The sequence below is a fragment of the Streptomyces misionensis genome, from assembly GCF_900104815.1.
Lineage (GTDB): Bacteria > Actinomycetota > Actinomycetes > Streptomycetales > Streptomycetaceae > Streptomyces > Streptomyces misionensis.
Genome location: NZ_FNTD01000004.1, coordinates 6,043,597 through 6,066,968, shown reverse-complemented (window position 1 = coordinate 6,066,968; position 23,372 = coordinate 6,043,597). Strand labels below are relative to the sequence as shown.

Genomic DNA, 23,372 nt, shown 5'->3' with positions numbered 1-23,372 from the left:
CCCACGCCGCGGAGCGTGACCGTCACCCCAACGGTGGCGCGTCACGGCCCCGGCCACGGCCCCCGGCTACGGAAGGACCGCGAACCCGTCCAGCTCCACCAGCGCCTGCTCGTCCCACAGCCGTACGACCCCCACCACGGCCATCGCCGGATAGTCCCGGCCCGCCACCGCCCGCCAGACGCGCCCCAGTTCCCGCGCCTGTGCGCGGTACGCGGCGACGTCCGTGGTGTAGACGGTGACCCGCGCGAGGTCGGCGGGGGTGCCACCGGCCGCGCGCAAGGCAGTGAGCAGATTGCCGAGGGCCCGCTCGAACTGCTCGGCCGTCGTGCCACCGGTGATCTTCCCGTCGGCATCGAGCGCGGTCTGACCCGCGAGGAACACCACCCGGGCCCCGGTCGCGACGACGGCGTGCGAGAACCCCGTCGGCGGGGACAGCTCCGCCGGGTTGACGCGCTCCACCGAACCGGCCCGCTCGTCCGTCACCGTGCCTCCCGACCGCTCGCGGCGTACAACTCCTTGGCGATGATGCTCCGTTGCACCTCGCTCGCCCCCTCGTAGATGCGCGGCGCCCGCACCTCGCGGTAGAGGTGTTCGAGCAGATGGCCGCTGCGCAGCGCGCGGGCGCCGTGCAACTGGACCGCGGTGTCGACGACGTACTGCGCCGTCTCGGTGGCGAGCAGCTTGGCCATCGCGGACCGCCGGGGCACATCGGCGGCGCCCTCGTCGTAGGCGGTGGCCGCCGCGTACACCATCAGCCGGGCCGCCTCGGTGCGCAGCGCCATCTCCGCCACCTGGTGGGACACCGCCTGGAGGTCCATCAACCTGCCCTGGAAGGCCTCGCGTCGCCGCGTGTGCTCGACGGTCGCGTCCAGCGCCGCCTGCGCCATCCCGACCGCGAACGCCCCGACGCTGGGGCGGAAGAGGTTGAGGGTGCCCATGGCGACGGCGAACCCCCGGCCCACCTCGCCGAGCACATCGTCGGGGCCGACCGGCACGTCGTCGAAACGGAGCGCGCCGATGGGGTGCGGCGAGATCATCTCCAGCGCCTGGCCGGTGAGGCCGGGCCGGTCCGCCGGGACGAGGAACGCCGTCACCCCCCGGGCGCCGGCCTGGGGGCCGGTGCGGGCGAAGACGGTGTAGAAGTCGGCCTCGGGCGCGTTGGAGATCCAGCACTTCTCCCCCGTGAGCCGCCACTCGCCCGCGCCGCCCGGCTCGGCCGCGAGGGCGAGGGCGGCCGCGTCCGAACCGGCCCCCGGCTCGCTCAGCGCGAACGCCGCGACCGTACTGCCGTCGGCGACGCCCGGCAGCCACCGCTCGCGCTGGGCGGCACTGCCGTACGCGTGCACCGGATGGGCGCCGAGGCCCTGGAGGGCGAGCGCGGTCTCGGCCTCGGTGCAGCCCTGCGCCAGGGACTCCCGCATCAGGCACAGATCGAGCGCACCGGAGGTGAACAGCCGCCCCAGCAGTGCCAGTTCGCCCAGCTCGGCGAGGAGCGGCCGGTTGACGCTCCCCGGGGCCCCCTTGTCGGCGAGCGGGCGCAGCCGTTCGGCGGCCAGGGCGCGCAGTTCGGCGCACCAGGCGAGCTGCCGCGGATCGAGTGAGAATGCGGACACCGCCGGTCCTCCCTCCGGGACGGACCAGGCGACCGTCCCCACCCCACGACGTTATCGCGCACAGTTGACTGCCGTCACCAACACGATACGCTCAAACGGCGAGCCCGCCAGGAATGCCCGTCCGGACGTCCGTCACGGCAAGGGGGCGAACCGCCATGCATCTCTCGGCCCACGTGGACACCTTCGCGCGCGACCATCTGCCGCCCCCGCACGAGTGGCCCGAGCTGCGCTTCGACCTCCCGGAGCTGCGCTATCCCGCCCGGCTGAACTGCGCGGCCGAGCTGCTGGACGGCACGGACGGGTCCCGCCCGGCCTTCCGCACCCCGGACGGGCCGCCCTGGACGTACGACGAACTGCGCGCCCGCGTCGACCGGATCGCGCACGTCCTCACCGGCGAGCTGGGCGTGGTCCCGGGCAACCGGGTCCTGCTGCGCGGCCCCACCACGCCCTGGCTCGCGGCCTGCTGGCTGGCGGTGCTCAAGGCGGGCGCCGTCGCGGTCACCGTGCTGGCCCAGCAGCGCCCGCACGAACTGGCGACCATCTGCGAGATCGCCCGCGTGGGCCACGCCCTGTGCGACGCCCGCTCGGTGGCCGACCTGACGAAGGCGGGCATCCCCGGGCTGCGCGTCACCACGTACGGCGCCGGCACCCCCGACGACCTCCTGCGCCGCCCCGCGCCCGGCACGCCCTACCCGGCCGTCGACACCGCCTCCGACGACGTCGCCCTGATCGCCTTCACCTCGGGCACCACCGGCCGCCCGAAGGGGTGCATGCACTTCCACCGGGACGTGCTCGCCATCGCCGACACCTTCTCCCGGCACGTCCTGCGCCCCCATGCGGGCGACGTGTTCGCCGGCAGCCCCCCGCTCGGCTTCACCTTCGGCCTCGGCGGTCTGGTCGTCTTCCCGCTGCGGGCCGGCGCGAGCGCGCTCCTGATGGAACAGTCCGGGCCCCGCCGCCTCCTCCCGGCGATAGCCGAGCACCGCGTCTCGGTCCTGTTCACCGCCCCGACCGCCTACCGCGCCATGCTGGACGAGCTGGACGGGCACGACGTCTCGTCGCTGCGGCGCTGTGTGTCGGCCGGCGAGAACCTGCCCGCGGCCACCTGGCGGGCCTGGCACGCGCGCACGGGGGTGCGCGTCATCAACGGGATCGGCGCGACCGAGCTGCTGCACATCTTCCTCTCCGCCGCGGACGAGGCGATCAGACCGGGCACCACGGGGGTTCCGGTGCCGGGCTGGCAGGCCCGGGTGCAGGGCCCGGACGGCACCCCGCTGCCCGACGGCGAACCCGGGCTGCTGGCGGTGCGCGGCCCGGTCGGCTGCCGCTACCTCGCCGACCCGCGCCAGCGCGACTACGTACGCGACGGCTGGAACATCACCGGCGACACGTACGTCCGGGAGCCCGACGGCTATTTCCGCTACGTGGCACGCGCCGACGACATGATCATCTCGGCCGGGTACAACATCGCGGGCCCGGAGGTGGAGGACGCCCTGCTGCGCCACCCGGACGTGCTGGAGACCGCGGTGGTCGGCCGTCCCGACGAGGCCCGCGGCCAGGTGGTGGTCGCCTACACGGTGCTGCGCGACGGCGCCCGCCGCGACCCGGAGCCGCTGCGGGCGTTCCTCACCGCCGAGCTGGCGCCGTACAAATGCCCCCGCGAGTTCGTCTTCCTGGACGCCCTGCCGCGCACGGCCACCGGCAAGTTGCAGCGGTTCCGCCTGCGCAACCCCGGTGACCAGCAGTGATACCGACGACCTAAAATGATCAACGTGTCCGACCAGCGCGCTCCCAGGTCCCTCATCGTCACGCTCTACGGCGCGTACGGCCGGTTCATGCCCGGCCCGGTACCCGTCGCCGAGCTGATCCGGCTGCTGGCCGCGGTCGGCGTGGACGCGCCCTCGGTCCGCTCCTCGGTGTCCCGGCTCAAGCGGCGCGGCCTGCTGCTGCCCGCCCGCACCGCCTCCGGTGCGGCTGGTTACGAACTCTCAGCCGAGGCACGGCAGTTGCTGGAAGACGGCGACCGCCGCATCTACGCCGCCGCACCACCCGAGGACGCGGGCTGGGTGCTCGCGGTGTTCTCGGTGCCCGAGACGGAACGGCAGAAGCGGCACGTCCTGCGCTCCCGCCTGTCCGCGCTCGGCTTCGGCACGGCGGCGCCGGGCGTGTGGATCGCCCCCGCGCGCCTGCACGAGGAGACCGAACACACCCTGCGCCGCCTCCACTTGGACCCCTACGTCGACTTCTTCCGCGGTGAGCACCTGGGGTTCGCGCCCACGGCCGAGGCGGTGGCGCGCTGGTGGGACCTGCCCGCCATCGCCCGGGAGCACGAGCGCTTCCTGGACGCCCACGCGCCGGTGCTGCGCGCCTGGCAGGACCGCCCGGACACCCCGCCCGAGGACGCCTACCGCGACTACCTGCTCGCCCTCGACTCCTGGCGCCACCTCCCCTACACCGACCCCGGCCTGCCCGCCCACCTCCTGCCCCCGGCCTGGCCGGGTCTGCGTTCGGCCGAGGTCTTCCAGGCCCTGCACGACCGCCTCCGGGACCCGGGCGCGCGGTTCGCCCTGCCCGCCCCGTGAGGAAGTCCGCTCACCCCGGCGCACGTTACCCGGCCCCTCGGCCGGTCGGCGGCGTCCCCGGCGCGGGGAACGGTTCGCCGTCGAACCGCGTCGTTCCGGTCCGGGGCACGGCGGCCGTGGCCCGGGGAGGGGAGAGCGCGTGCGGACGGGCGACTTCGCCGAGTGGACGAGACGGTTCGAGGACGAGCGCGAGCGCAGGCGGGCCGAGGGGGACCCGGACTGGGCGCGGGGCGCGAGGCTCGATCCGGCGGTGTGGGCCGGCATCCAGCGCTTCCAGGTCGGCGAGGACGGTGACGGCGCCAATCTGGTCGGCAAGGCGGACCAGGCCGGTGACGGCGACTACGCGCGGGCGGTCCGGCTGTTCGTCGCCGAGGAGCGCAACCACGCCCGGCTGCTCGCCCGGCTGCTGGCGGCGGGTGGCGTGCCGACGCTGGCGGGCCACTGGAGCGACGCGGTCTTCGTGCGGCTGCGGCGCCTCATGGGCCTGCGCCTGGAACTGCTGGTGCTGATGATCGCGGAGGTGGTGGCGCTCCGCTACTACCGGGCCCTGCGTGACGGCACCGACGACGCGCTCACCTCGGACGTGGCGGGGCGGATCCTCTGCGACGAGCAGCGCCACGTCCCCTTCCACTGCGAGCGGCTGCACTCCCTTCTCGCGGAGCTGCCCCGCCCGGCGCGCCGCCCGGTGATGGCCGCGTGGCAGCTCCTCCTCCTCGCCGCGTCCCTGGTCGTCGCCACCGACCACGGCCCGGCGCTGCGCCGGCTCGGCGTCGGCCGGCGGCGCTTCGTGGCCGACGTCGTGTCCTCGTCCGGCCCGGTCGTCCGCGCGGTGCTGTCGCCCCGTCCGGACGCCTGGACGAACACGATCTGACGGCGCCCGCGCGGCGGCCTCGGGGGTCAACCGCCCAGCGACAGCCGGGGTTTCGGGGTGTCGGTGCGGCCCGTCCGGGGGCGGCGGCTGCCGGCCCGGTAGGGGGGCGGCCAGGGGGCGGCGGGGCCGGTGTAGGACTGTTCGGCGGCCGCGTGGAGGGTCCAGTGGGGGTCGTAGAGGTGGGGGCGGGCCAGGGCGCACAGGTCGGCGCGACCCGCCAGGATCAGGGAGTTGACGTCGTCCCAGGAGGAGATGGCGCCGACGGCGATCACCGGGACGCCCACCTCGTGGCGGATCCGGTCGGCGAACGGGGTCTGGTAGGAGCGGCCGAAGTCGGGCCGTTCGTCGGAGACGACCTGGCCCGTGGAGACGTCGATCGCGTCCGCGCCGTGGCCGGCGAAGGCGCGGGCGATCTCGACCGCGTCCTCGGCCGTCGTGCCCCCTTCCGCCCAGTCGGTGGCGGAGATACGGACCGTCATCGGGCGATCGGCCGGCCACACCGCGCGGACGGCGTCGAAGACCTCCAGCGGGAAGCGCAGCCGTTTCTGCAGCGAGCCGCCGTAGGCGTCCGTGCGGTGGTTGGTGAGCGGGGACAGGAAACCGGAGAGCAGATAGCCGTGGGCGCAGTGCAGTTCGAGGAGGTCGAAGCCGGCCCGTGCGGCACGCCACGCCGACGCCGCGAACTGCTCGCGGATGTCCGTGAGTTGAGCACGGGTGACTTCGCGCGGGACCTGGCTGACCGGTTTGTACGGCAGCGGGGAGGGCGCGACCAGCGGCCAGTTGCCCGTGGGCAGCGGGTCGTCCATGCCCTCCCACATCACTCTGGTGGAGCCCTTGCGGCCCGAGTGACCGAGCTGGACGCCGATCGCGGTGCCCGGCGCCTGCCGGTGCACGAAGTCGGTGATCCGGCGCCACGCCTCCGTCTGCCGGCCGGTGTAGAGGCCGGCGCAGCCGGGGGTGATGCGGCCCCGCTCGCTCACGCACACCATCTCGGTCATGACCAGCGCCGCCCCACCGAGCGCGCGGGCGCCCAGGTGGACGAGGTGGAAGTCGCCGGGCACGCCGTCGGTGGCGGAGTACATGTCCATCGCGGACACCACCACCCGGTTGCGCAGGGTCAGCCCGCGCAGCCGGAACGGCGTGAACATCGGGGGTGTACCGGGCGGGCAGCCGAACTCGCGCTCCACGGACTCGGTGAAGTGGGCGTCGCGCAGCCGGAGGTTGTCATGGGTGACCCGGCGGCTGCGGGTGAGCAGGTTGAACGCGAACTGGCGGGGCGGCTGGTCCCGGTAGAGGCGCAGGTTCTCGAACCACTCCAGGCTCGCCTTCGCGGCCCGCTGGGTGGAGGCGACGACCGGTTTGCGCTCGGCCTCGTACGCCGTCAACGCGGCGGGCACGTCGGGCTGTTCGGACAGGCACGCCGCCAGCGCCAGCGCGTCCTCCACGGCCAGCTTGGTGCCCGAGCCGATGGAGAAGTGGGCGGTGTGGGCCGCGTCGCCGAGCAGCACGACGTTGCCGTGCGACCAGCGGTCGTTGACCACCGTGCGGAAGGTCGTCCACGCCGAGTTGTTGGAGCGCAGCGGCCGGCCGCGCAGCGCCTCGGCGAAGACCTTGGCGCAGCGGTCGGTCGATTCGCGCGGGTCCGTCTCGTCGAATCCCGCCGCCCGCCAGACCTCCTCGCGCATCTCGACGATGACCGTCGAGGCGTCGGGTGCGAACGGGTAGCCGTGCAGTTGCATCACGCCGTGCTCGGTCTCGGCGATCTCGAAGCGGAAGGCGTCGAAGGCGAAGTCGGCGGCGAGCCAGATGTAGCGGCAGCGGTGGCCGGTGATCGTGGGGCGGAAGACGTCGGCGTAGGTCTCGCGGGTGGCGCTGTGCACCCCGTCGGCGGCGACGACCAGGTCGTGGTCGGCGGCGAGCCGGCCGGGGGGCGGGGCCGGGGTGCGGAACTCGATGTGTACGCCGAGCTCCCGGCAGCGGTCGTGCAGGATCTTCAGGAGGCGGTGTCTGCCGAGGGCCGCGAAGCCGTGTCCCCCGGAGGTGTGGCGCACGCCCCGGTGGACGATGTCGATGTCGTCCCAGCGGACGAAGTGCCGTTGCAGGGCCTCGTAGACCACCGGGTCGGCGTGTTCGATGCCGCCCAGGGTCTCGTCGGACAGCACGACCCCGAAGCCGAAGGTCTCGTCGGGGGCGTTGCGCTCCCAGACGGTCACCTCACGGGTGGGGTCCAGGCGCTTGAGCAGGGCGGCGGCGTAGAGGCCGCCGGGTCCCCCGCCGACGACGGCGACGCGGGAGGCGGCGGACGCGGCTGACGTCGGCACGGCCGGTCACCGCCCCTGCCACTTCGGCGGGCGCTTCTGGGTGAACGACGCGTGGAACTCTCGGTAGTCCTCGCCGTTCATCAGCAGCGCCTGGGTCGCCGCGTCCAGCTCCACGGCGGCCGCCAGCGGCATGTCCAGCTCCGCCGTCAGCAGGGCCTTCGTCTGGGCGTGGGCCAGTGCGGGGCCGGTGGCCAGCCGGCGGGCCAGGGCCTGGGCGGCCTCGTCGGCGTGGCCCTCCTCGGTGAGTTCGCTGATCAGGCCGATGCGCTCGGCCTCGGGGGCGCGCACCGGCTCGCCCAGCATCAGCAGCCGGGTGGCGTGGCCGAGGCCGACGACCCGGGGCAGCAGATAGGCCGCGCCCATGTCGCCGCCGGACAGGCCGACCCGGGTGAAGAGGAAGGCGAAGCGGGCGCTCGGGTCCGCGACCCGGAAGTCGGCCGCGAGGGCGAGCACGGCCCCGGCGCCCGCCGCGACCCCGTGCACGGCGGCGATCACCGGGAACGGGCATTCGCGCAGGGCGCGCACCACCTGGCCGGTCATCCGGTTGAAGTCGAGCAGCTGGGCGGTGTCCAGGGCGAGGGTGGCGCCGATGATCTCGTCCACGTCGCCGCCGGAGCAGAAGCCGCGCCCCTCCCCGGCCAGCACCAGGGCGCGCACCGAGCGCTCCCGGGACAGCTCGGCCAGCAGATCGCGCAGGTCGGCGTAGGCGCCGAAGGTGAGGGCGTTGAGCTTGTCGGGGCGGGCGAGGGTGACCGTGGCGACCCCGTCGGCGAGCCGGAGGCGCAGGTGCTCCCAGTCGGCTGTGCGGGCGGCGGAGCCGGTGAAGGGACTCATGACGTGCGGCCTCCTTGGGTGGCGGTGCCGTACGTTGCGCTGTGCCTCGAAGTTATCACTTGTTTGTGACCGTCGTCACGGGCGCGCGACAGACCGGTGCGCGGGAGGTGCCTCGCGCCGAGTGTCACCGCTTCGCTGCGGGCCCGTAACAGTGCGCCCGGGCGGGCGAGGCGGGGGGCCGGGCCGGGTAGGGCGTCCGGTACCGGGGCGAGGGTCCCGGGCGAAGCCCGCCGACCGTCTCGGGTGGCCGGGCCCGTACCATTCCTACAGTCGAAAGCAGGACAGCCTGCTCCATGAACGGACTCGCCTTGCACGAACGCCCCACCGAATCGGCCTCCTGGCGCCTGGCGCTGCCGCACACCGCCGCGGCGGTGCCGGTGGCCCGCGCGCTGGTGCGCACGGCCCTTTCCGAGGTGGAGCAGGCGCCCGACTGCGACACGGCGGAGCTGCTCACGGCCGAGCTGGTGGCCAACGCGGTGGAGCACACCGCGGGCCGCGGGCCGATCGAACTGGTGGTGGAGGTGGCGCCGACCGGCTGCCAGGTCGAGGTGCACGACCCGGACCCCGCGCCGCCCGGTCAGCTGACCCGGCCGGTGCTGGAGGAGCCCGACGTGTGGCAGGAGGGCGGGCGCGGGCTGCTGCTGATCCGCGCGCTGAGCGCCGCGTGCGGACACCGCCCCACCCCGAAGGGCAAGGCGGTGTGGTTCACACTGCCTGTGGTTCCCGCTCAGCGGCGTCCGCGGTGACGCCCGCGGCGTCGCCGGCCAGCGTGGAGTGCCGGCGCCCGTAGGCGGCGTAGACGGCGAGGCCCACGGCGAGGAAGACCGCGAACTGCACCCAGGTGTGCCAGCCGGTCTCGTACATCAGGTAGAGGCAGAAGGCGATGCCGAGCAGCGGGCCCACCGGGTAGAGCGGCACCCGGAAGCTGCGGCTCAGGCCCGGCTCCCGGCGGCGCAGGGCCATCACCGCGATGTTCACGACGGCCATGATCGCCAGCGTGCCGATGGTGCACAGGTTCATCACGGAGTCCAGGGAGGCGAAGGCCGCCGGGAGCGCGAAGACGACCGCGACGATCAGGGTGCCCGCGACCGGCGTGGAGGTCTTCGGGGAGACCTTCTCGAAGACCCGCGGGATCAGGCCGTCCCGGGACATCGACATCAGGATGCGGGTCTGGCCGTACATCACGGCGAGCACCACGGAGGCGATGGCGACGACCGCCCCGAAGGCGATCACACCGCCGCCGATGGTCGAGCCGGTGACCTCGTTGACGACGTAGGACAGGGCGGCGGGGCGGCCGGCGACCTGCTTGCCGCCGATGGCGCCGATCGCGGCGACCGCGACCGCGCAGTACAGCAGCGTCACGATGCCCATGCAGACCATGATCGCCACGGGGATGTCACGGCGGGGGTTCTTGGCCTCCTCGCCGGCGGTGGTGATCGCGTCGAAGCCGATGTACGAGAAGAACGCGGCGGTGGTGCCCGCGCCGATGCCGCCGAGGCCGGCCGGGGAGAACGGGGTGAGGTTGCCGTGCTTGAAGGCGCTGTAGCCGATGGCGCAGAAGGCGAGCAGGATCGCCAGCTTGACGGCGGCCATGGCGGCGGTCGCCCGGGCGCTCTCGCGCACCCCGCGCACCAGCAGCACCGAGGCCATGGCGATCACCAGCACCGCGGGCAGGTTGACGATCCCGCCGTCGCCGGGGCCGGCGGACAGCAGGGCGGGCAGCTGCCAGCCGGTGAGGCTGTGCAGCAGCTCGTTGACGTACTGGCTCCAGCCGACGGCGACGGCCGAGATGGAGATGCCGTACTCCAGCAGCAGGCACCAGCCGACGAGGAACGCGGTGGACTCGCCGAGGCCGGCGTAGGCGAAGGAGTACGAGGAGCCGGAGACCGGGATCGCGCCGCCCAGCTCCGCGAAGGAGAAGGCGGTGAAGACGCAGGTGACGGCGGCGAGGACGAAGGAGACGACGACGGCGGGGCCGGCCTGGGCCACGGAGTCGGAGAGCCCGACGAAGATGCCGGTGCCGACGATGGCGCCGACGCCGAAGCAGATGAGCTGGAAGAGCCCCATCGTGCGCTTCAGGCCGTGCCCCTCGCGGTCCGCGCCGGATTCGGCGACGAGCAGGTGGGGGGACTTGATGCGGGGAGCGGGCATTGCGGGTGGTGCTCGTTTCTGGTGGTGCGGGCGACGGGATGACGGTCGCGGCGGCGGGACCGGAATGGGTGGCTCCGGCCCCGCCGATCAGGATAAGCGCTGGTCGCGGACGCGGACCAGGACTACCGGCCGAGTGTGGCGACCAGCACGGCCTTGATGGTGTGCAGCCGGTTCTCGGCCTCGTCGAAGACGATGGAGTGCGCCGACTCGAAGACCTCGTCGGTGACCTCCAGGGAGGTCAGGCCGTAGGTCTCGTGGATCTCCCGGCCGACCTTGGTGCCGAGGTCGTGGAAGGCGGGCAGGCAGTGCAGGAACTTGACGTCCGGGTTGCCGGTGGCGCGCAGCACGTCCATGGTCACCGCGTACGGCGCGAGGGCCTTGATCCGCTCGGCCCAGACCTCCTTGGGCTCGCCCATGGAGACCCACACGTCGGTGGCGACGAAGTCGGTCCCGCGCACCCCCTCGGCCACGTCCTCGGTCAGGGTGATCACGGCGCCGCTGCGCTCGGCCAGTTCGCGGGCGCGGGCCACGATCGCGGCGTCCGGCCAGTACTGCTCGGGGGCGACGATCCGGACGTCCATGCCGAGCAGGGCGCCGGTGACCAGGTAGGAGTTGCCCATGTTGAAGCGGGCGTCGCCGAGGTAGGCGAAGGCGGTCTCCGTGAGCGGCTTGGCGCTGTGCTCGGTCATGGTGAGCACGTCGGCGAGCATCTGGGTGGGGTGCCAGTCGTCGGTGAGGCCGTTGTAGACGGGCACGCCCGCCTCGGCGGCCAGCTCCTCGACCTTGGCCTGGCTGTCGCCCCGGTACTCGATGCCGTCGTACATCCGGCCGAGGACGCGGGCGGTGTCCTTGACGGACTCCTTGTGCCCGATCTGCGAGCCGATCGGGTCGAGGTACGTGGTGTGGGCGCCCTGGTCGGCGGCGGCGACCTCGAACGCGCAGCGGGTGCGCGTCGAGGTCTTCTCGAAGATCAGCGCGATGTTGCGGCCCCGCAGGTACGGGGTCTCGGTCCCGGCCCGCTTGGCGGCCTTCAGCTCCGCGGCCAGCTCGACCAGACCGCGGAACTCCGCCTCGGTGAAGTCCAGCTCCTTGAGGAAGTGGCGGCCGGCGAGGGCGGTCGGGACTGTCGCCATGGGGGCGCTCCAGGGGTACGACGATAAGGACGATGGAATTCTATACGACCTTCGGCAAATTTATGCAGCTCCGGGACGTGAGGTGGACATCCTCACACCGGCACCCGGCCGGCCGGGCACCGCCCCCGCGCTCACACCGCGTCCCGCTCCACCGGGCAGCTCATGCACCGGGGGCCGCCCCGGCCCCGCCCCAGCTCGCTGCCGGGGATCTCGATGACCTCGATGCCCTGCTTGCGCAGATGGGTGTTGGTGGTGGAGTTCCGCTCGTAGGCGACGACGACCCCGGGCTCGACGGCGAGCACGTTGCAGCCGTCGTCCCACTGCTCGCGCTCGGCCGCGTGCACGTCCTGGGTGGCGGTGAGCACCCGGATCTCGCCGAGTCCGAGAGCGGCGGCGATGGCCCGGTGCATGTGCTCCGGCGGGTGGTCGGTGACCTTCAGCTCCTTCTCGCCCACGCCCGGTTCGATGGTGTACGAGCGCAGCATGCCGAGCCCCGCGTACTGGGTGAAGGTGTCGCCGTCGACCATCGTCATCACCGTGTCCAGGTGCATGAAGGCGCGCCGCTTGGGCATGTCGAGCGCCACGATGGTGCGCGCGGAGCCGGCCGCGAACAGCTTGTGCGCGAGCATCTCCACGGCCTGCGGGGTGGTGCGCTCGCTCATTCCGACGAGGACCGCGCCGTTGCCGATCACCAGCACGTCGCCGCCCTCGATGGTGGAGGGGTGGTCGGCCTGCCCCTGGGACCAGACGTGGAACCGCTCGCCGTCGAAGAGCGGGTGGTGCCGGTAGATCGCCTCGAAGTGCACGGTCTCGCGCTGCCTGGCGGGCAGGCGCATGGCGTTGATGGCGACCCCGTCGTAGATCCAGGCGGAGGTGTCGCGGGTGAAGAGGTGGTTGGGGAGCGGGCCGAGCAGGAAGTCGTCCAGTTCCATCACATGGAAGCGCACGGAGGTCGGCTCCGCGTGCGCCTCGAGGAACTCCCGCTTGGTCATGCCGCCGACCAGCGCCTCGGCCAGTTCCCGCGCGGGCAGGTTCTCGAAGGCGGCGCGCAGATGGGCGGTGGCGAGGGGGCCGTACTCGCGCTCGTCGAAGACGCGGTCCAGGACCAGGGCGCGGGCCTCGGGGACCTCCATGGTCTCGACCAGCAGGTCACCGAAGAGGTGGACGGCGACGCCGCGGTCGCGCAGCACATCGGCGAACCCGTCGTGCTCGGCGCGCGCCCGGCGCACCCAGAGCACGTCGTCGAAGAGGAGGGCGTCCTTGTTGCTGGGGGTGAGCCTTTTGAGCTCAAGATCCGGCCGGTGCAGGATGACGCGGCGCAGCCGCCCGGCCTCGGAGTCGACATGGAATCCCATGCCCCCATCCTGACCACCGGGGACCGGATTCACCCGCCCCTCGACCATTTTGCGGCGCTCTCGTTGCGACTTCCACCCCCACCGGTTCTCGTCACACTGACGGCAACCGGTGCGGTGACACGGTTCGGCGGGCACCGAAGCGTCCGCTGGATAGCGTCCGCACTCCGGGGCGGGCCGCCCGTCCCGCCGACGTTCCCGAAGGACCGCCCATGCCGCAGACCTCCCTGAGCCGACGACTCGCCGAGCGCTTCCGCGAGATCAACGGCGACCACCCGATGACCGAGGCCGACGACGCCTACGTCAGCGAGCAGTTCGTCACCCTGGAGCGGCTGTGCGCGGACCACGGCCGCGACGGCGACGAGGTCCGCCGCCTGATGCTGGACGGCCGGCTGCCCCTGCCGGGCTATCTGCGCTCCGACGGCGCCGAGATGGTCCCGGCCGACCTGTTCGCCCTCGCGGAGCGGGCGGGCGGCGTGGACGCGCTCGCGTCCTGGTTCACGTCCCACTGGTCGGACCCGGTCACCGCCCGCGCCGAGTGGCGGGCCTACCTCGACGGCCAGTACGTCTGCCTGCGTTCGGTCACCCCGCAGACCATTCTGCGCAAGGAGCAGCTGACGACGGCGATCGGCTCGGCACCGGACGCGCCCGACGCCGGCACCCCGGACTGGACGCGCCGTCTGCACCGGATGATCGACGAACTGGACGCGCTGGAGCCGCAGTTCACCGGCTACGACCGCCTGCGCTTCGGCGGGCCCACGTCCCGGGACGTCTGCATCACCGGGATGAGGGCCCGCTTCCCGCGGCCCTGAGGCACCGCGGCGGCAAAGACGGGTGCCGCCCGCCGCAGGCGGCCTACAGCCGGGGGTCCACCGGCTCCGACTCCAGCGCCAGCACCGCGAACACCGCTTCGTGCACCCGCCACAGCGGCTCGCCCGCGGACAGGCGGTCGAGGGCCTCCAGGCCGAGGGCGTACTCGCGCAGGGCGAGGGAGCGCTTGTGGTTGAGGAACCGGCGGCGCAGCAGGGCGAGGTTGTCGGGGCGGGTGTACTCGGGGCCGTAGATGATGCGCAGGTACTCGCGGCCCCGGCACTTGACGCCGGGCTGGACCAGACGGCCGTCCGGGCGGCGGACCAGGGCGCCGAGCGGCTTGACGACCATGCCCTCACCGCCCCGGCCGGTCATCTCCAGCCACCAGTCGACACCGGCCCGCACCGACTCGGGGTCGCCCGTGTCCACGTACAGCCGGCGGGTGGTCCCCAGCAGGCCGGCGGCGTCGTGTTCCACCAGGCGGTCCAGCAGCGCCAGTTGCTCGTCGTGCGGGAGCGCGGCGAGGCTGCGGCCCTCGGCGGCGAGGATCTGGAAGGGCGCCAGGCGGACGCCGTCCAGGCCCTCGGTGGTCCAGCAGTAGCGCCGGTACGCGGCCGTGAACGCGGCCGCGTCCGCGGCGCGCCCACGCTGCCGGTCGAGCAGGGCGCCCACGTCGGTGCCCCGTGCCGCGGCCGCCTCCAGCGCGGCCAGCGCGCCCGGGAACACCGCGCCGGACGCGGCGCCGACCGCCGCGTACTGGCTGCGCAGCAGGCCCTGGGCCTTCAGCGACCAGGGCATCAGCTCGGCGTCCAGCAGCAGCCAGTCCGTGTCCAGTTCGGACCACAGACCGGCCTCGGTGACCGCCGCGCGCAGCCGGTCCAGGACCGACTCGGTCATCTCCTCGTCGTCGAAGAAGGGCCGCCCGGTACGGGTGTACAGCGCGCCCGTGGGGCCCTCCACGCCGAACCGCCGCGTGGCCGCCGCCGCGTCCCGGCACACCAGGACCACGGCCCGCGAGCCCATGTGCTTCTCCTCGCACACCACGCGCGCCACCCCGTCGGCCGCGTAACTCGCGAACGCCTCTCGCGGATGCTCCAGATAGCCGTCCACCTCGGAGGTGGCCGTCGGCGCCATGGTCGGCGGCAGATACGGCACCAGGCGCGGGTCGAGCGCGAAGCGGCTCATGACCTCCAGGGCCGCCGCCGCGTTCTCCTCGCGCACCGCCACCCGTCCGGCGTGCCGGGTCTCCACCGCCCGGCGCCCGTAGACGTCGGCCAGGTCCAGCGGCCGGCCGTCGCGCCCGCCGGGCGCCTCGGTGCGCAGCGGGCGGGCCGGCTCGTACCAGACGCGCTCGGCCGGCACGTCGACCAGCTCGCGCTCCGGCCAGCGCAGCGCGGTCAGCCGGCCGCCGAAGACGGCGCCGGTGTCCAGGCAGATGGTGTTGTTGAGCCAGGTGGCCTCCGGCACCGGCGTGTGGCCGTAGACGACCGCCGCCCGGCCCCGGTAGTCCTCGGCCCACGGGTAGCGCACGGGCAGGCCGAACTCGTCGGTCTCCCCGGTGGTGTCGCCGTACAGGGCGTGCGAGCGGACGCGTCCGGAGGTGCGGCCGTGGTACTTCTCGGGCAGGCCGGCGTGGCAGACGACCAGCTTGCCGCCGTCGAGGACGTAGTGGCTGACGAGACCGTCGATGAACGTGCGCACCCGCGCCCGGAACTCCTCGCTCTCGCCGTCCATCTGGGCGATGGTCTCGGCGAGGCCGTGGGTGTGCTGGACGCTGCCGCCCTTGAGGTGACGGCCGTACTTGTTCTCGTGGTTGCCCGGCACGCACAGCGCGTGGCCCGCCTCCACCATGTCCATCACCCGGCGCAGCACACCGGGGCTGTCCGGGCCGCGGTCGACCAGGTCGCCGACGAACACGGCGGTGCGGCCCTCGGGGTGCACGCCGTCGTCGTACCCCAGCTTGGACAGCAGCGACTCCAGTTCGGCCGAGCAGCCGTGCACGTCGCCGATGATGTCGAAGGGGCCGGTGAGGTGGGTCAGGTCGTTGAAACGCCGCTCGGTGACGACGGTGGCGGTCTCGGCCTCCTCGACGCCGCGCAGGACGTGCACCTTGCGGAAGCCCTCGCGTTCCAAGTGCCGTAGTGAGCGCCGCAGTTCGCGGATGTGCCGCTGGATGACCCGGCGCGGCATGTCGGCGCGGTCGGTGCGGGCCGCGTTGCGCTCGGCACACACCTCCTCGGGCAGGTCGAGCACGATGGCGATGGGCAGCACGTCGTGCTTGCGCGCCAGTTCGATCAGCTGGCGCCTGCTGTCCTGCTGCACGCTGGTGGCGTCCACGACGGTGCGGCGGCCCGCGGCCAGCCGCTTGCCGGCTATGTAGTGCAGGACGTCGAAGGCGTCGCGGCTGGCGCTCTGGTCGTTCTCGTCGTCGGCGACCAGGCCGCGGCAGAAGTCGGAGGAGATCACCTCTGTGGGCTTGAAGTGCCTGCGGGCGAAGGTGGACTTGCCGGAGCCGGAGGCGCCGACGAGGACCACGAGGGAGAGGTCGGTGACGGGGAGGACCCGTCCGGTCCGTGTCTCGGTCATGCCGCCTTCGCCTCCTTCTCGGTCGTGAGGGTGAACAGGGCCAGCTGGGTGGGCGGTCCCACCTCGGGGTCGTCGGGGCCGACGGGCCGGAACTCGACCTCGTACCCGTGCCGTTCGGCGACTTCGGCGGCCCAGGAGCGGAACTCGGCACGGGTCCACTCGAAGCGGTGGTCGCCGTGCCGGACGTGTCCGGCGGGCAGGGTCTCCCAGCGGACGTTGTACTCGACGTTCGGGGTGGTGACGACGACGGTGCGCGGGCGGGCGTGCCCGAACACGGCGTACTCCAGGGCGGGCAGCCGGGGCAGGTCGAGGTGTTCGATCACCTCGCTGAGCACGGCCGCGTCATAGCCTTTGAGCCGCTTGTCGGTGTAGGCGAGCGAGCCCTGCACCAGCCGGACGCGGGACGCCTGCCGCTCGCCCATGCGGTCGAGCTTCAGCCGCCGGGAGGCGATGGCGAGCGCCCGTACGGACACGTCGACGCCGACGATCTCGGTGAACCGGACGTCCTTCAGCAGCTCCTGCACCAACTGGCCCTGCCCGCAGCCGAGGTCGAGCACCCGGGCGGCGCCGCGGGCGCGCAGCGCGGTGACGATCGCCTCGCGGCGCTGGACCGCGAGCGGGGTCGGCTTCTCCTCCGCCTCGGTCTCCTGGCCGACCGCGTTGTCGATCTCCTCGACCTCGCTGTCGTCGGCCTCGGCGAGCCGCACCAGCTCCAGCGCCTCGCGCGCCTGCCGGGTCAGCGACCAGCGGCGGGAGAGATAGCGGCTGGTGATCAGCTGCTGCTCCGGGTGGCCGGGCAGCCAGCCCTCGCCGGCCCGCAGCAGCTTGTCCACCTCGTCGGCGGAGACCCAGTAGTGCTTGGCGTCGTCGAGGACCGGCAGCAGCACGTACAGATGGCGCAGCGCCTCGGCGAGGGTCAGCGCGTCCGACTCCAGGACCAGGCGGACGTAGCGCGAGTCGCCCCACTGCGGGAACTCCGTGTCCAGCGGGACCGGTTCGGCGCCCACCGTCCAGCCGAGCGGCTCGAAGAGCCTTCGCACGAGAGGGGCGCCGCCGCGGGCGGGCACGGCCGGGACCTCGATGCGCAGCGGCAGCGGGGCGGCGGCCCGCTCGGGGCGAGCGGCGCACACCCCCCGCATGGCGCTGGAGAAGACACCGCTCAGGGCGACGGCGAGGAGGGAGGAGGCGGCGTAGGGGCGGTCGTTCACGTACTGCGCGAGCGCAGCGTCGGGTGCGCCGCCGCGGCCCTTGCCCTTGCCGCGCCGCACCAGCGCCACCGGATCGGTCTCCAGCAACAGGGCGGCCGTGCAGCGCGCGTCGTCCGCCTCGGGGTAGAAGACGTGCGCGGTGCCGTAGGACGTGGAGAACCTCTGCGCCTTGCCGGGGTGCTTGTGCAGCAGGTACCCGAGGTCGGTGGCCGGGTGGGCGGCGTCGCCGCTGGTGGAGATCGTCAGGAACACGCGTCCGAGTCTCCCCGTCCGGGCACCCCTGTGACCACCGGTTTTCCGTCCCGCTGCCCACTGCCCCGCGCGGGCGCCCGCACGGCGGCATGCATGATGGATACATGGATCTTCGAGTCTTCACAGAACCCCAGCAGGGCGCGACCTACGACACGCTGCTGCGCGTCGCCAAGACCGCGGAGGAGCTGGGCTACGACGCTTTCTTCCGCTCGGACCACTACCTCCACATGGGCGACGTGGACGGTCTGCCCGGTCCCACCGACGCCTGGATCACCCTGGCCGGCATCGCCCGGGAGACCAGCCGCATCCGGCTCGGCACGCTGATGACGGCGGGCACCTTCCGGCTGCCCGGCGTCCTGGCCATCCAGGTGGCGCAGGTCGACCAGATGTCCGGCGGGCGGGTGGAGCTGGGTCTCGGCTCGGGCTGGTACGAGGAGGAGCACAAGGCGTACGGCATCCCCTTCCCGAAGGAGAAGTTCGGGCGCCTGGAGGAGCAACTGGCCATCGTCACGGGGCTGTGGCGGACGCCGGTCGGCGAGCGGTTCGACTACGACGGCACGTTCTACCGCTTGCAGGACTCCCCGGCGCTGCCGAAGCCCGCGCAGGCCAAGGTGCCGGTCCTCATCGGCGGGCACGGCGCCAAGCGGACGCCGACGCTGGCGGCGCGGTACGCCGACGAGTTCAACATCCCGTTCGCCTCCGTCGAGGACAGTGAGCGCCAGTTCGGCCGGGTCCGGGCCGCGGCCGAGGAGCACGGGCGGAAGGGCGACGACCTCGTCTACTCCAACGCGCTGGTCGCCTGCGTCGGCAGGAACGACGCCGAGGTCAAGCGGCGCGCGGACGCCATCGGCCGCGAGGTGGACGAGCTGAAGGCCAACGGTCTCGCGGGCTCCCCCGCCGAGGTCGTGGAGAAGCTGGGCCGCTACGCCGCGGTCGGCTCGACCCGCGTCTACTTCCAGATGCTGGACCTGGACGACCTGGACCACCTGGAGCTGATCGCCGCCGAGGTCATGCCGCAGGTCGCCTGACGACCGTGCCCCCACCGGGCCGGCAAGACCACCGGCCCGGTGGGGCGCCTTCGCGGGGAGAGCCGCCCTGCCGCCCGCCCGCTCAGCCGTGCCGGTGATAGGCCTTGTTGGCGATACGCCAGCCGCCGTCGGCGCGCAAGAGCAGGAAGACGTCGGTGAACGTGTCCGCGCCGTGCGCGAGCGTCATGGTCGCGGTCGCCACGGTGCCGTGGACGTCGAGGGTGTCGACGCGGCGGGAGCGGGCGGGTTCGTCGGGGGCCGGCTCGCCCAGGAAGAGCGCGCAGTACTCGTCCAGGCGCCACGAGACGAAGGCGCCGTCCCGGATGCCTTCGATGTGGGCGGTGGGCAGGAACGCGTCGCGGAAGTGGGTGGGGTCGCCGGTGGCGTGTCCGCGGACGTAGGCGCGGAGCGGTTCGAGCACCGCCTCCTCCGCCGCGGGGGCGGTGGCGGCGACGGCGATGTCGGCCTCGGGGCCGGCGAGGGCGTCGTCCGGTCCGGCCGCGCTGCGCACGGGGGTGTCCGAGGCGGCGGCCAGCAGGGCCATGTCCTTGGCCAGTGCGCCGATGGTGAACTCGGCGGTGGGCGCGGCCGGCTCGCCGAGGAGGAAGGGCCGTTTGCGGGCCACGAGCCCGCCGAGCTGTCCGAGTTCCAGGACGTCCAGTACCTGGGCGCGGGGCAGCCCGAGGGCGTCGGCCTGCCGCAGCGAGTCGCGCAGTGCGAGAACCGCCCCCGCGAGGCTGTGGTTGGCGATCAGCTTGAGCGCGGCGGCGGTGGCGGCGTCCGCCACCTGCCGGACGGTGCCCAGTGTGTCGAGGACCGGCCGGGCCCTGTTGAGCGCGTCCTGGTCGGCGGCGGCGAGAATCCGCAGGTCACCGGCGGCGGCAGCCGGTACGGAGCCGATCAACGGCGCGTGGACGTAGGACGGGCCGAACCGGCGGGCCAGCTCCGCCGCCTCCGCGGGGGCGACGGTGGCGGTGTTGATGATCACCGTGTCGTCGCGCAGCGAACCGCGGACGCCGTCCAGGACCTGTCGGCAGGCCTGGGCGTCGAACAGTGACAGGAGTACGAGGCCGGCCGCCGCCACGGCCTCGTTCGGGTCGCCGGTCGAGGAGACGGCCGCCGAGGTGCGCCCCGAGCGGGTCCAGCCGACGATGTCCCGGCCCTGGGCGGCCAGTCGGGACGCCATCGCGCCGCCCATGCGCCCGAGGCCGAGGACGGCGATCGTGTGCGATGTGGTCATGCGTGCCACGGTGGTACACGGCGAGGGATGCGACAAGCGCAGATTCGGCATGCCAGCTCTGCGGGATGCGCATGGCTGCCGGGCATACTGCGGACATGGATCTGACAGTGTGGCGGGCCTTCGTGACCGTGTGCCGGCTCGGGTCGCTGTCGGCGGCGGCCGCCGAGCTGAATCACACCCAGTCGGCCGTTTCTCGGCAAGTGACCAATCTGGAGCGGCAGTTGGGCGTTCCTCTACTGGAGCGGCACGCGCGCGGCGTGCGTCCCACGCCGGCCGGTGAGGTGTTCCGGCGCCATGCGCTGGCCACGCTCGACGAGGCCGACCGCGCGGTGCGCGCCGTGCGGGACGTCCGTGACGGGGTGTGCGAGCGACCCCTGGCCGTCGGCGCGACGCCTTCTCTCGCCGCGGGGATCGTCCCCGAGGCCCTCCAGGGCCTGTTGCGGCAGGCCGGTTCCCTCCGGTGGAGCCTGCTCCCCGGTCTGAGCGCACAGCTGCACGACCGCGTGCCGGCCGGCGATCTCGATGTCGCCGTCGTCACCGACGCCCCGCCCGGGCTGCCCCACGACCCGCGGGTCGAGCGCCGGTTCCTCGGACTGGACGAGATGGTCGTCGCACTGCCGGCCGGCCATCCGCAGGCCGGTCAACGGGCTGTGCACATCGAGGCGTTGGCCGATCAGACCTGGGTCGAGGACAACGACGGCTCCGCGGCGCTCCTGCGCCAGCACGCCGCCCGCGCCGCCGTCGGCGCCCGCATCGACCTCACCGCGGCGGATCTGCCCGGCAAGCTGGCGCTGGTCGCGACCGGACACGCCATCGCGCTGATCCCCGGGGTGCTGGCGCGCGCCCTGCGAGCCGATGTCACCACGGTCGGCCTCGTTGATCCCCCGACCCGGGGCATCTACGCGGTCACGGCGCGCCGTGACCCGCACCCCTGGGCGGCGGCCCTGCTCGACCAGCTGGCAACGGCCTTCGCCGCGGCACGCCCGGCCCACGCCACTCGTCCGCGCCAGGAACACCCGGCTCCGGCATGACCCGGACTCCCCGCGGCCACCGCGGGAACCGGCGCGGGCTACGCGCACGGTGCGCCGCCGAAGGGGCTGCCCTGGTTGTCGTTCCCCGATAACACCTCCTCGCGCGCCGCCAGCTTGCGCAGCATCTCGCGGACGCGGTCGCGGGACTCGTCGGCCGCGTCGATCGCCTCCATGCACTGCCAGTACGTCGTCTCGTCCGCCGCGGTGCTGGCCACGCCGACCAGCGCCATGCCGACCTCGCCGAGCAGGCCGCCGAGGCAGAGCAGGGTCTCGCGGGCGTCGTCCAGCCGGGTGAGCTGGGCCGCGCGCAGATCGCCGGGGTCCAGTTCGGGCGGATCGAGGACGCCGCAGCCCCGGCCCGCCAGCTCGGTCAGACCGAGCGCTTCGCCGCGCAGTTCCGGTGGTCCGGAGACCGCGAGCCTGCTGCCGATCGCCTGCGCGAGTGCCTGCGCCTGCCACACCTCCGCCAGCAGTCCGGGCGTGTCCGTCCCGCCGGCCAGGGCCCGCCTGCCGGTGAGGATGAGCCGTACCGCGTCCATCCGCCGCCCCCGTCCCTTCACTCGCTCGCTTGTTCACTGACTCTCTTGTCCACTACCCAGAGTGAAGGTCGTTGGGACGAAAAGCTAGAGGAAGCCCGAAATCTGGGGACAACAATTCGGATTCGATCGGCAATTCGACTGCGGAGAGTGATAACGGAAGCGGGGTGTCCGGCTGTTGACGGGTGCGTGACGTCCGGTCGTACGGCGGTCAGCCGGGTTCGTCCCCCGCCCCCGTCCCCGGCAGCGGGAAGCGCCGTTCGTTGCGGTCGATCTTCTCCGCCAGGGCGGTCAGCGGGTCGATGTCCAGGACCTCGCAGAACTGGAGGAGGTAGGCGAGCACGTCGGCTACCTCGTCGCGGACGCGGTGCGCGGTGCCGGGGTCGGCCATCACCCGGGCGGACTCCTCCGGGGTCAACCACTGGAAGATCTCGACCAGTTCGGAGGCCTCCACGCTGAGCGCGGCGACGAGGTTCTTGGGCGTGTGGTACGGCCCCCAGTCGCGGGCGGCGGCGAACTCGGCCAGCCGGCGTTGGAGTCGGGGCAGGTCGGGGTGTTCCGTCACGGGTTCAGGTGTACCACCGTGACGCCCTCCGTCCCGGCGGCCCAGGACGCGTCGTTGACCGCCGCCACACAGCGGATGTGCCCGCGTTCGCCCATCCGCACCGCCAGCCGCAGCAGGGCGCGGCGCTGGGCCGGGTCGAGGCAGCGGTCGAAGCCGTCGGCGAGGACGGTGAGGGAGCGCAGCGCGTCGGGCACCTCGCCCGGCGGGTCGACGTCCAGCACCCCGGGGCCGGTCAGCAGCACCAACGCCAGTGCCAGATACCGCAGTTCGCCCTCGCCGAGCCGGGCCAGGTCGGTGCGGTGCCCGTCGCCGCGGTCGAGCAGGGCCCGTACCGTGCCGTCGAAGAGCGGTTCGGCGATCAGGTCGGCCACCGGTCCGGCACAGCCCGCCTCCAGCGCCTCGACCAGCCGGGCGTGCCGGCGGGCGCACTCGGCGCGGGTGCGCCACAGCACCTCGGCGAGGTTGTCGCAGCCGCGCATCAGCCGGCCGTGCCCGATGGGCACGGGGGTGCGCATGCAGTCGGGGCGGGGGTCGCAGGCGAAGACCGAGCGCAGGGCGACGACCATCTGCTCGGCCGCGGCCAGCACCCGGCGCTGCCCGTCCGTCTTGCCGGCCACCCGCAGCGGCAGCAGGGCGGTGCCCAGGCGGTCGTCGGGGAGCGGCGCGCGGGTCACCGGCGCGGCGCCCGCGGTGTGCCAGGCGGCCTGCACGGTGCGCCGCCCGGGATCGCGCAGGGCGGTCTCCAGGAGCACGACGCCGGCCGCGGTGAGCCGTTCGCCCACGATCCGCGGGTGCGGCTCGGCCTGGACGGCGATGTCGAGCCGGACCGGGCCCTCGGCGCCGTCGGCCGTACAGCCGATCCTGAAGCCCCTGCGGCCCTCGGCGTCGGGCCGGGCCCGGTCGGGCACACAGGCGGCCGGGTCCGGGAACGCCTCCACGAGCGAGGCGCCCCCGCCGAGCCGGGCCAGCCCCTCGTACGCCGCGAGCGCGGTCGTCTTGCCCGCGCCGCTGGGCCCCGCGAACACGGTGACCGGCCCCAGCGGGTACCCGGCCCGCCGGTGTCCCGCGAAGGCCGACAGCCGCAACTCGGCGATCCGCGGCCGCGCGTCGGGCGGACCGACGGCCCCGGCGAACGCGTCGCCCACCGCCGCCTCGACGACGGGCACGGAGGAGACGGGGGACACGGAGGGCACGGACATGCCCGAACGGTAGGGCCCCGTCCGGGGCACCGAACCGTTTCCCCGGGCGGCGTTCCCACG

Annotated in this window: 20 protein-coding genes; 7 read left to right on the top strand and 13 right to left on the bottom strand. The window is 73.6% G+C overall.

The window, feature by feature from the left end; all coding sequences use genetic code 11:
• Positions 1-66: 66 nt before the first annotated feature.
• Together BLW85_RS29155 and BLW85_RS29150 are read right to left on the bottom strand one after the other, a co-directional pair.
• Complete coding sequence (locus BLW85_RS29155) at positions 67-483, bottom strand: RidA family protein (protein ID WP_074993818.1); 417 nt, start codon at positions 481-483, stop codon at positions 67-69.
• Entirely contained in the window at positions 480-1,613 is a 1,134-nt protein-coding gene (locus BLW85_RS29150; RefSeq protein ID WP_074993816.1) for an acyl-CoA dehydrogenase family protein, read from the bottom strand. The genes BLW85_RS29155 and BLW85_RS29150 overlap by 4 nt, the downstream gene beginning before the upstream one ends.
• 155 nt (positions 1,614-1,768) lie before the next feature.
• Here BLW85_RS29150 and BLW85_RS29145 point away from each other — a divergent pair, with 155 nt between their 5' ends.
• The 3 genes from BLW85_RS29145 to BLW85_RS29135 all read left to right on the top strand — a co-directional run bounded on the left by BLW85_RS29145 (position 1,769) and on the right by BLW85_RS29135 (position 5,066).
• Positions 1,769-3,361, top strand: a complete 1,593-nt coding sequence (locus BLW85_RS29145) for an AMP-binding protein (protein ID WP_074993814.1) — start codon at positions 1,769-1,771, stop codon at positions 3,359-3,361.
• 15 nt (positions 3,362-3,376) lie between these two features.
• Positions 3,377-4,195 (top strand): PaaX family transcriptional regulator, encoded by an 819-nt coding sequence (locus tag BLW85_RS29140; protein WP_070021951.1) that lies wholly within the window; start codon positions 3,377-3,379, stop codon positions 4,193-4,195.
• A 139-nt stretch (positions 4,196-4,334) separates the two neighbouring features.
• A complete protein-coding gene (locus tag BLW85_RS29135; protein WP_074993812.1) occupies positions 4,335-5,066 on the top strand; it encodes a ferritin-like domain-containing protein in 732 nt (243 codons plus the stop codon).
• Between the two features lie 26 nt (positions 5,067-5,092).
• Here BLW85_RS29135 and BLW85_RS29130 read toward each other — a convergent pair whose 3' ends face one another.
• Together BLW85_RS29130 and BLW85_RS29125 are read right to left on the bottom strand one after the other, a co-directional pair.
• Positions 5,093-7,387, bottom strand: coding sequence for a bifunctional salicylyl-CoA 5-hydroxylase/oxidoreductase (locus BLW85_RS29130; protein ID WP_074993810.1), 2,295 nt, complete (start codon positions 7,385-7,387; stop codon positions 5,093-5,095).
• A gap of 6 nt (positions 7,388-7,393) precedes the next feature.
• Positions 7,394-8,221: an enoyl-CoA hydratase family protein gene (locus BLW85_RS29125; RefSeq protein WP_070021948.1), complete on the bottom strand. Its 828-nt coding sequence runs from the start codon at positions 8,219-8,221 to the stop codon at positions 7,394-7,396.
• 293 nt (positions 8,222-8,514) lie between these two features.
• Between BLW85_RS29125 and BLW85_RS29120 the strand changes: the two genes are divergently transcribed.
• Complete coding sequence (locus BLW85_RS29120; protein WP_074993808.1) at positions 8,515-8,967, top strand: ATP-binding protein; 453 nt, start codon at positions 8,515-8,517, stop codon at positions 8,965-8,967.
• On the opposite strand, the gene BLW85_RS29115 is transcribed toward BLW85_RS29120, so the two are convergent.
• The 3 genes from BLW85_RS29115 to BLW85_RS29105 all read right to left on the bottom strand — a co-directional run bounded on the left by BLW85_RS29115 (position 8,927) and on the right by BLW85_RS29105 (position 12,860).
• Positions 8,927-10,372 carry an amino acid permease gene (locus BLW85_RS29115; protein ID WP_070021946.1) on the bottom strand — a complete coding sequence of 482 codons (1,446 nt, stop codon included), beginning with the start codon at positions 10,370-10,372 and terminating at the stop codon, positions 8,927-8,929. The two genes, BLW85_RS29120 and BLW85_RS29115, sit on opposite strands and share 41 nt — an antisense overlap.
• Positions 10,373-10,494: 122 nt before the next feature.
• The gene (argF, locus tag BLW85_RS29110) at positions 10,495-11,505 is read right to left on the bottom strand and encodes an ornithine carbamoyltransferase (RefSeq protein ID WP_070021945.1); all 1,011 of its coding nucleotides are present in this window, start codon (positions 11,503-11,505) and stop codon (positions 10,495-10,497) included.
• Positions 11,506-11,636: 131 nt separating this feature from the next.
• Positions 11,637-12,860, bottom strand: coding sequence for an arginine deiminase (locus BLW85_RS29105; protein ID WP_070021944.1), 1,224 nt, complete (start codon positions 12,858-12,860; stop codon positions 11,637-11,639).
• 209 nt (positions 12,861-13,069) lie between these two features.
• Between BLW85_RS29105 and BLW85_RS29100 the strand changes: the two genes are divergently transcribed.
• Entirely contained in the window at positions 13,070-13,669 is a 600-nt protein-coding gene (locus BLW85_RS29100) for a DUF6058 family natural product biosynthesis protein (RefSeq protein WP_074993807.1), read from the top strand.
• Between the two features lie 43 nt (positions 13,670-13,712).
• Here the strand turns inward: BLW85_RS29100 and BLW85_RS29095 are convergent, their stop codons facing one another.
• Both BLW85_RS29095 and BLW85_RS29090 read right to left on the bottom strand, forming a co-directional pair.
• The gene (locus tag BLW85_RS29095; RefSeq protein WP_074993806.1) at positions 13,713-16,253 is read right to left on the bottom strand and encodes a polynucleotide kinase-phosphatase; all 2,541 of its coding nucleotides are present in this window, start codon (positions 16,251-16,253) and stop codon (positions 13,713-13,715) included.
• Positions 16,250-17,713 (bottom strand): 3' terminal RNA ribose 2'-O-methyltransferase Hen1, encoded by a 1,464-nt coding sequence (locus BLW85_RS29090; protein ID WP_070021941.1) that lies wholly within the window; start codon positions 17,711-17,713, stop codon positions 16,250-16,252. Before BLW85_RS29090 ends, BLW85_RS29095 begins: the two co-directional genes overlap by 4 nt.
• Before the next feature lie 104 nt (positions 17,714-17,817).
• Here BLW85_RS29090 and BLW85_RS29085 point away from each other — a divergent pair, with 104 nt between their 5' ends.
• Entirely contained in the window at positions 17,818-18,741 is a 924-nt protein-coding gene (locus BLW85_RS29085) for an LLM class F420-dependent oxidoreductase (RefSeq protein ID WP_074993805.1), read from the top strand.
• 82 nt (positions 18,742-18,823) lie between these two features.
• On the opposite strand, the gene BLW85_RS29080 is transcribed toward BLW85_RS29085, so the two are convergent.
• Entirely contained in the window at positions 18,824-19,981 is a 1,158-nt protein-coding gene (locus BLW85_RS29080) for a nuclear transport factor 2 family protein (protein WP_074993804.1), read from the bottom strand.
• Between the two features lie 95 nt (positions 19,982-20,076).
• On the opposite strand from BLW85_RS29080, the gene BLW85_RS29075 reads away from it, so the two are divergent.
• Complete coding sequence (locus BLW85_RS29075; RefSeq protein ID WP_074993803.1) at positions 20,077-21,012, top strand: LysR family transcriptional regulator; 936 nt, start codon at positions 20,077-20,079, stop codon at positions 21,010-21,012.
• 38 nt (positions 21,013-21,050) lie between these two features.
• Here the strand turns inward: BLW85_RS29075 and BLW85_RS29070 are convergent, their stop codons facing one another.
• The 3 genes from BLW85_RS29070 to BLW85_RS29060 all read right to left on the bottom strand — a co-directional run bounded on the left by BLW85_RS29070 (position 21,051) and on the right by BLW85_RS29060 (position 23,312).
• Positions 21,051-21,551 (bottom strand): DUF6099 family protein, encoded by a 501-nt coding sequence (locus tag BLW85_RS29070; protein ID WP_208624913.1) that lies wholly within the window; start codon positions 21,549-21,551, stop codon positions 21,051-21,053.
• A 208-nt stretch (positions 21,552-21,759) separates the two neighbouring features.
• The gene (locus BLW85_RS29065; protein ID WP_074993802.1) at positions 21,760-22,113 is read right to left on the bottom strand and encodes a nucleotide pyrophosphohydrolase; all 354 of its coding nucleotides are present in this window, start codon (positions 22,111-22,113) and stop codon (positions 21,760-21,762) included.
• Positions 22,110-23,312, bottom strand: a complete 1,203-nt coding sequence (locus tag BLW85_RS29060) for an AAA family ATPase (protein WP_070021936.1) — start codon at positions 23,310-23,312, stop codon at positions 22,110-22,112. Before BLW85_RS29060 ends, BLW85_RS29065 begins: the two co-directional genes overlap by 4 nt.
• Between the last annotated feature and the right edge of the window lie 60 nt (positions 23,313-23,372).

Coding starts and splice junctions, on each gene's coding strand:
- BLW85_RS29145 (WP_074993814.1), top strand. CDS start 1,769: ATGCATCTCTCGGCCCACGTGGACACCTTCGCGCGCGACCATCTGCCG.
- BLW85_RS29140 (WP_070021951.1), top strand. CDS start 3,377: ATGATCAACGTGTCCGACCAGCGCGCTCCCAGGTCCCTCATCGTCACG.
- BLW85_RS29125 (WP_070021948.1), bottom strand. CDS start 8,221: ATGAGTCCCTTCACCGGCTCCGCCGCCCGCACAGCCGACTGGGAGCAC.
- BLW85_RS29120 (WP_074993808.1), top strand. CDS start 8,515: ATGAACGGACTCGCCTTGCACGAACGCCCCACCGAATCGGCCTCCTGG.
- BLW85_RS29115 (WP_070021946.1), bottom strand. CDS start 10,372: ATGCCCGCTCCCCGCATCAAGTCCCCCCACCTGCTCGTCGCCGAATCC.
- argF (WP_070021945.1), bottom strand. CDS start 11,505: ATGGCGACAGTCCCGACCGCCCTCGCCGGCCGCCACTTCCTCAAGGAG.
- BLW85_RS29105 (WP_070021944.1), bottom strand. CDS start 12,860: ATGGGATTCCATGTCGACTCCGAGGCCGGGCGGCTGCGCCGCGTCATC.
- BLW85_RS29100 (WP_074993807.1), top strand. CDS start 13,070: ATGCCGCAGACCTCCCTGAGCCGACGACTCGCCGAGCGCTTCCGCGAG.
- BLW85_RS29095 (WP_074993806.1), bottom strand. CDS start 16,253: ATGACCGAGACACGGACCGGACGGGTCCTCCCCGTCACCGACCTCTCC.
- BLW85_RS29085 (WP_074993805.1), top strand. CDS start 17,818: ATGGATCTTCGAGTCTTCACAGAACCCCAGCAGGGCGCGACCTACGAC.
- BLW85_RS29080 (WP_074993804.1), bottom strand. CDS start 19,981: ATGACCACATCGCACACGATCGCCGTCCTCGGCCTCGGGCGCATGGGC.
- BLW85_RS29075 (WP_074993803.1), top strand. CDS start 20,077: ATGGATCTGACAGTGTGGCGGGCCTTCGTGACCGTGTGCCGGCTCGGG.
- BLW85_RS29070 (WP_208624913.1), bottom strand. CDS start 21,551: ATGGACGCGGTACGGCTCATCCTCACCGGCAGGCGGGCCCTGGCCGGC.
- BLW85_RS29060 (WP_070021936.1), bottom strand. CDS start 23,312: ATGTCCGTGCCCTCCGTGTCCCCCGTCTCCTCCGTGCCCGTCGTCGAG.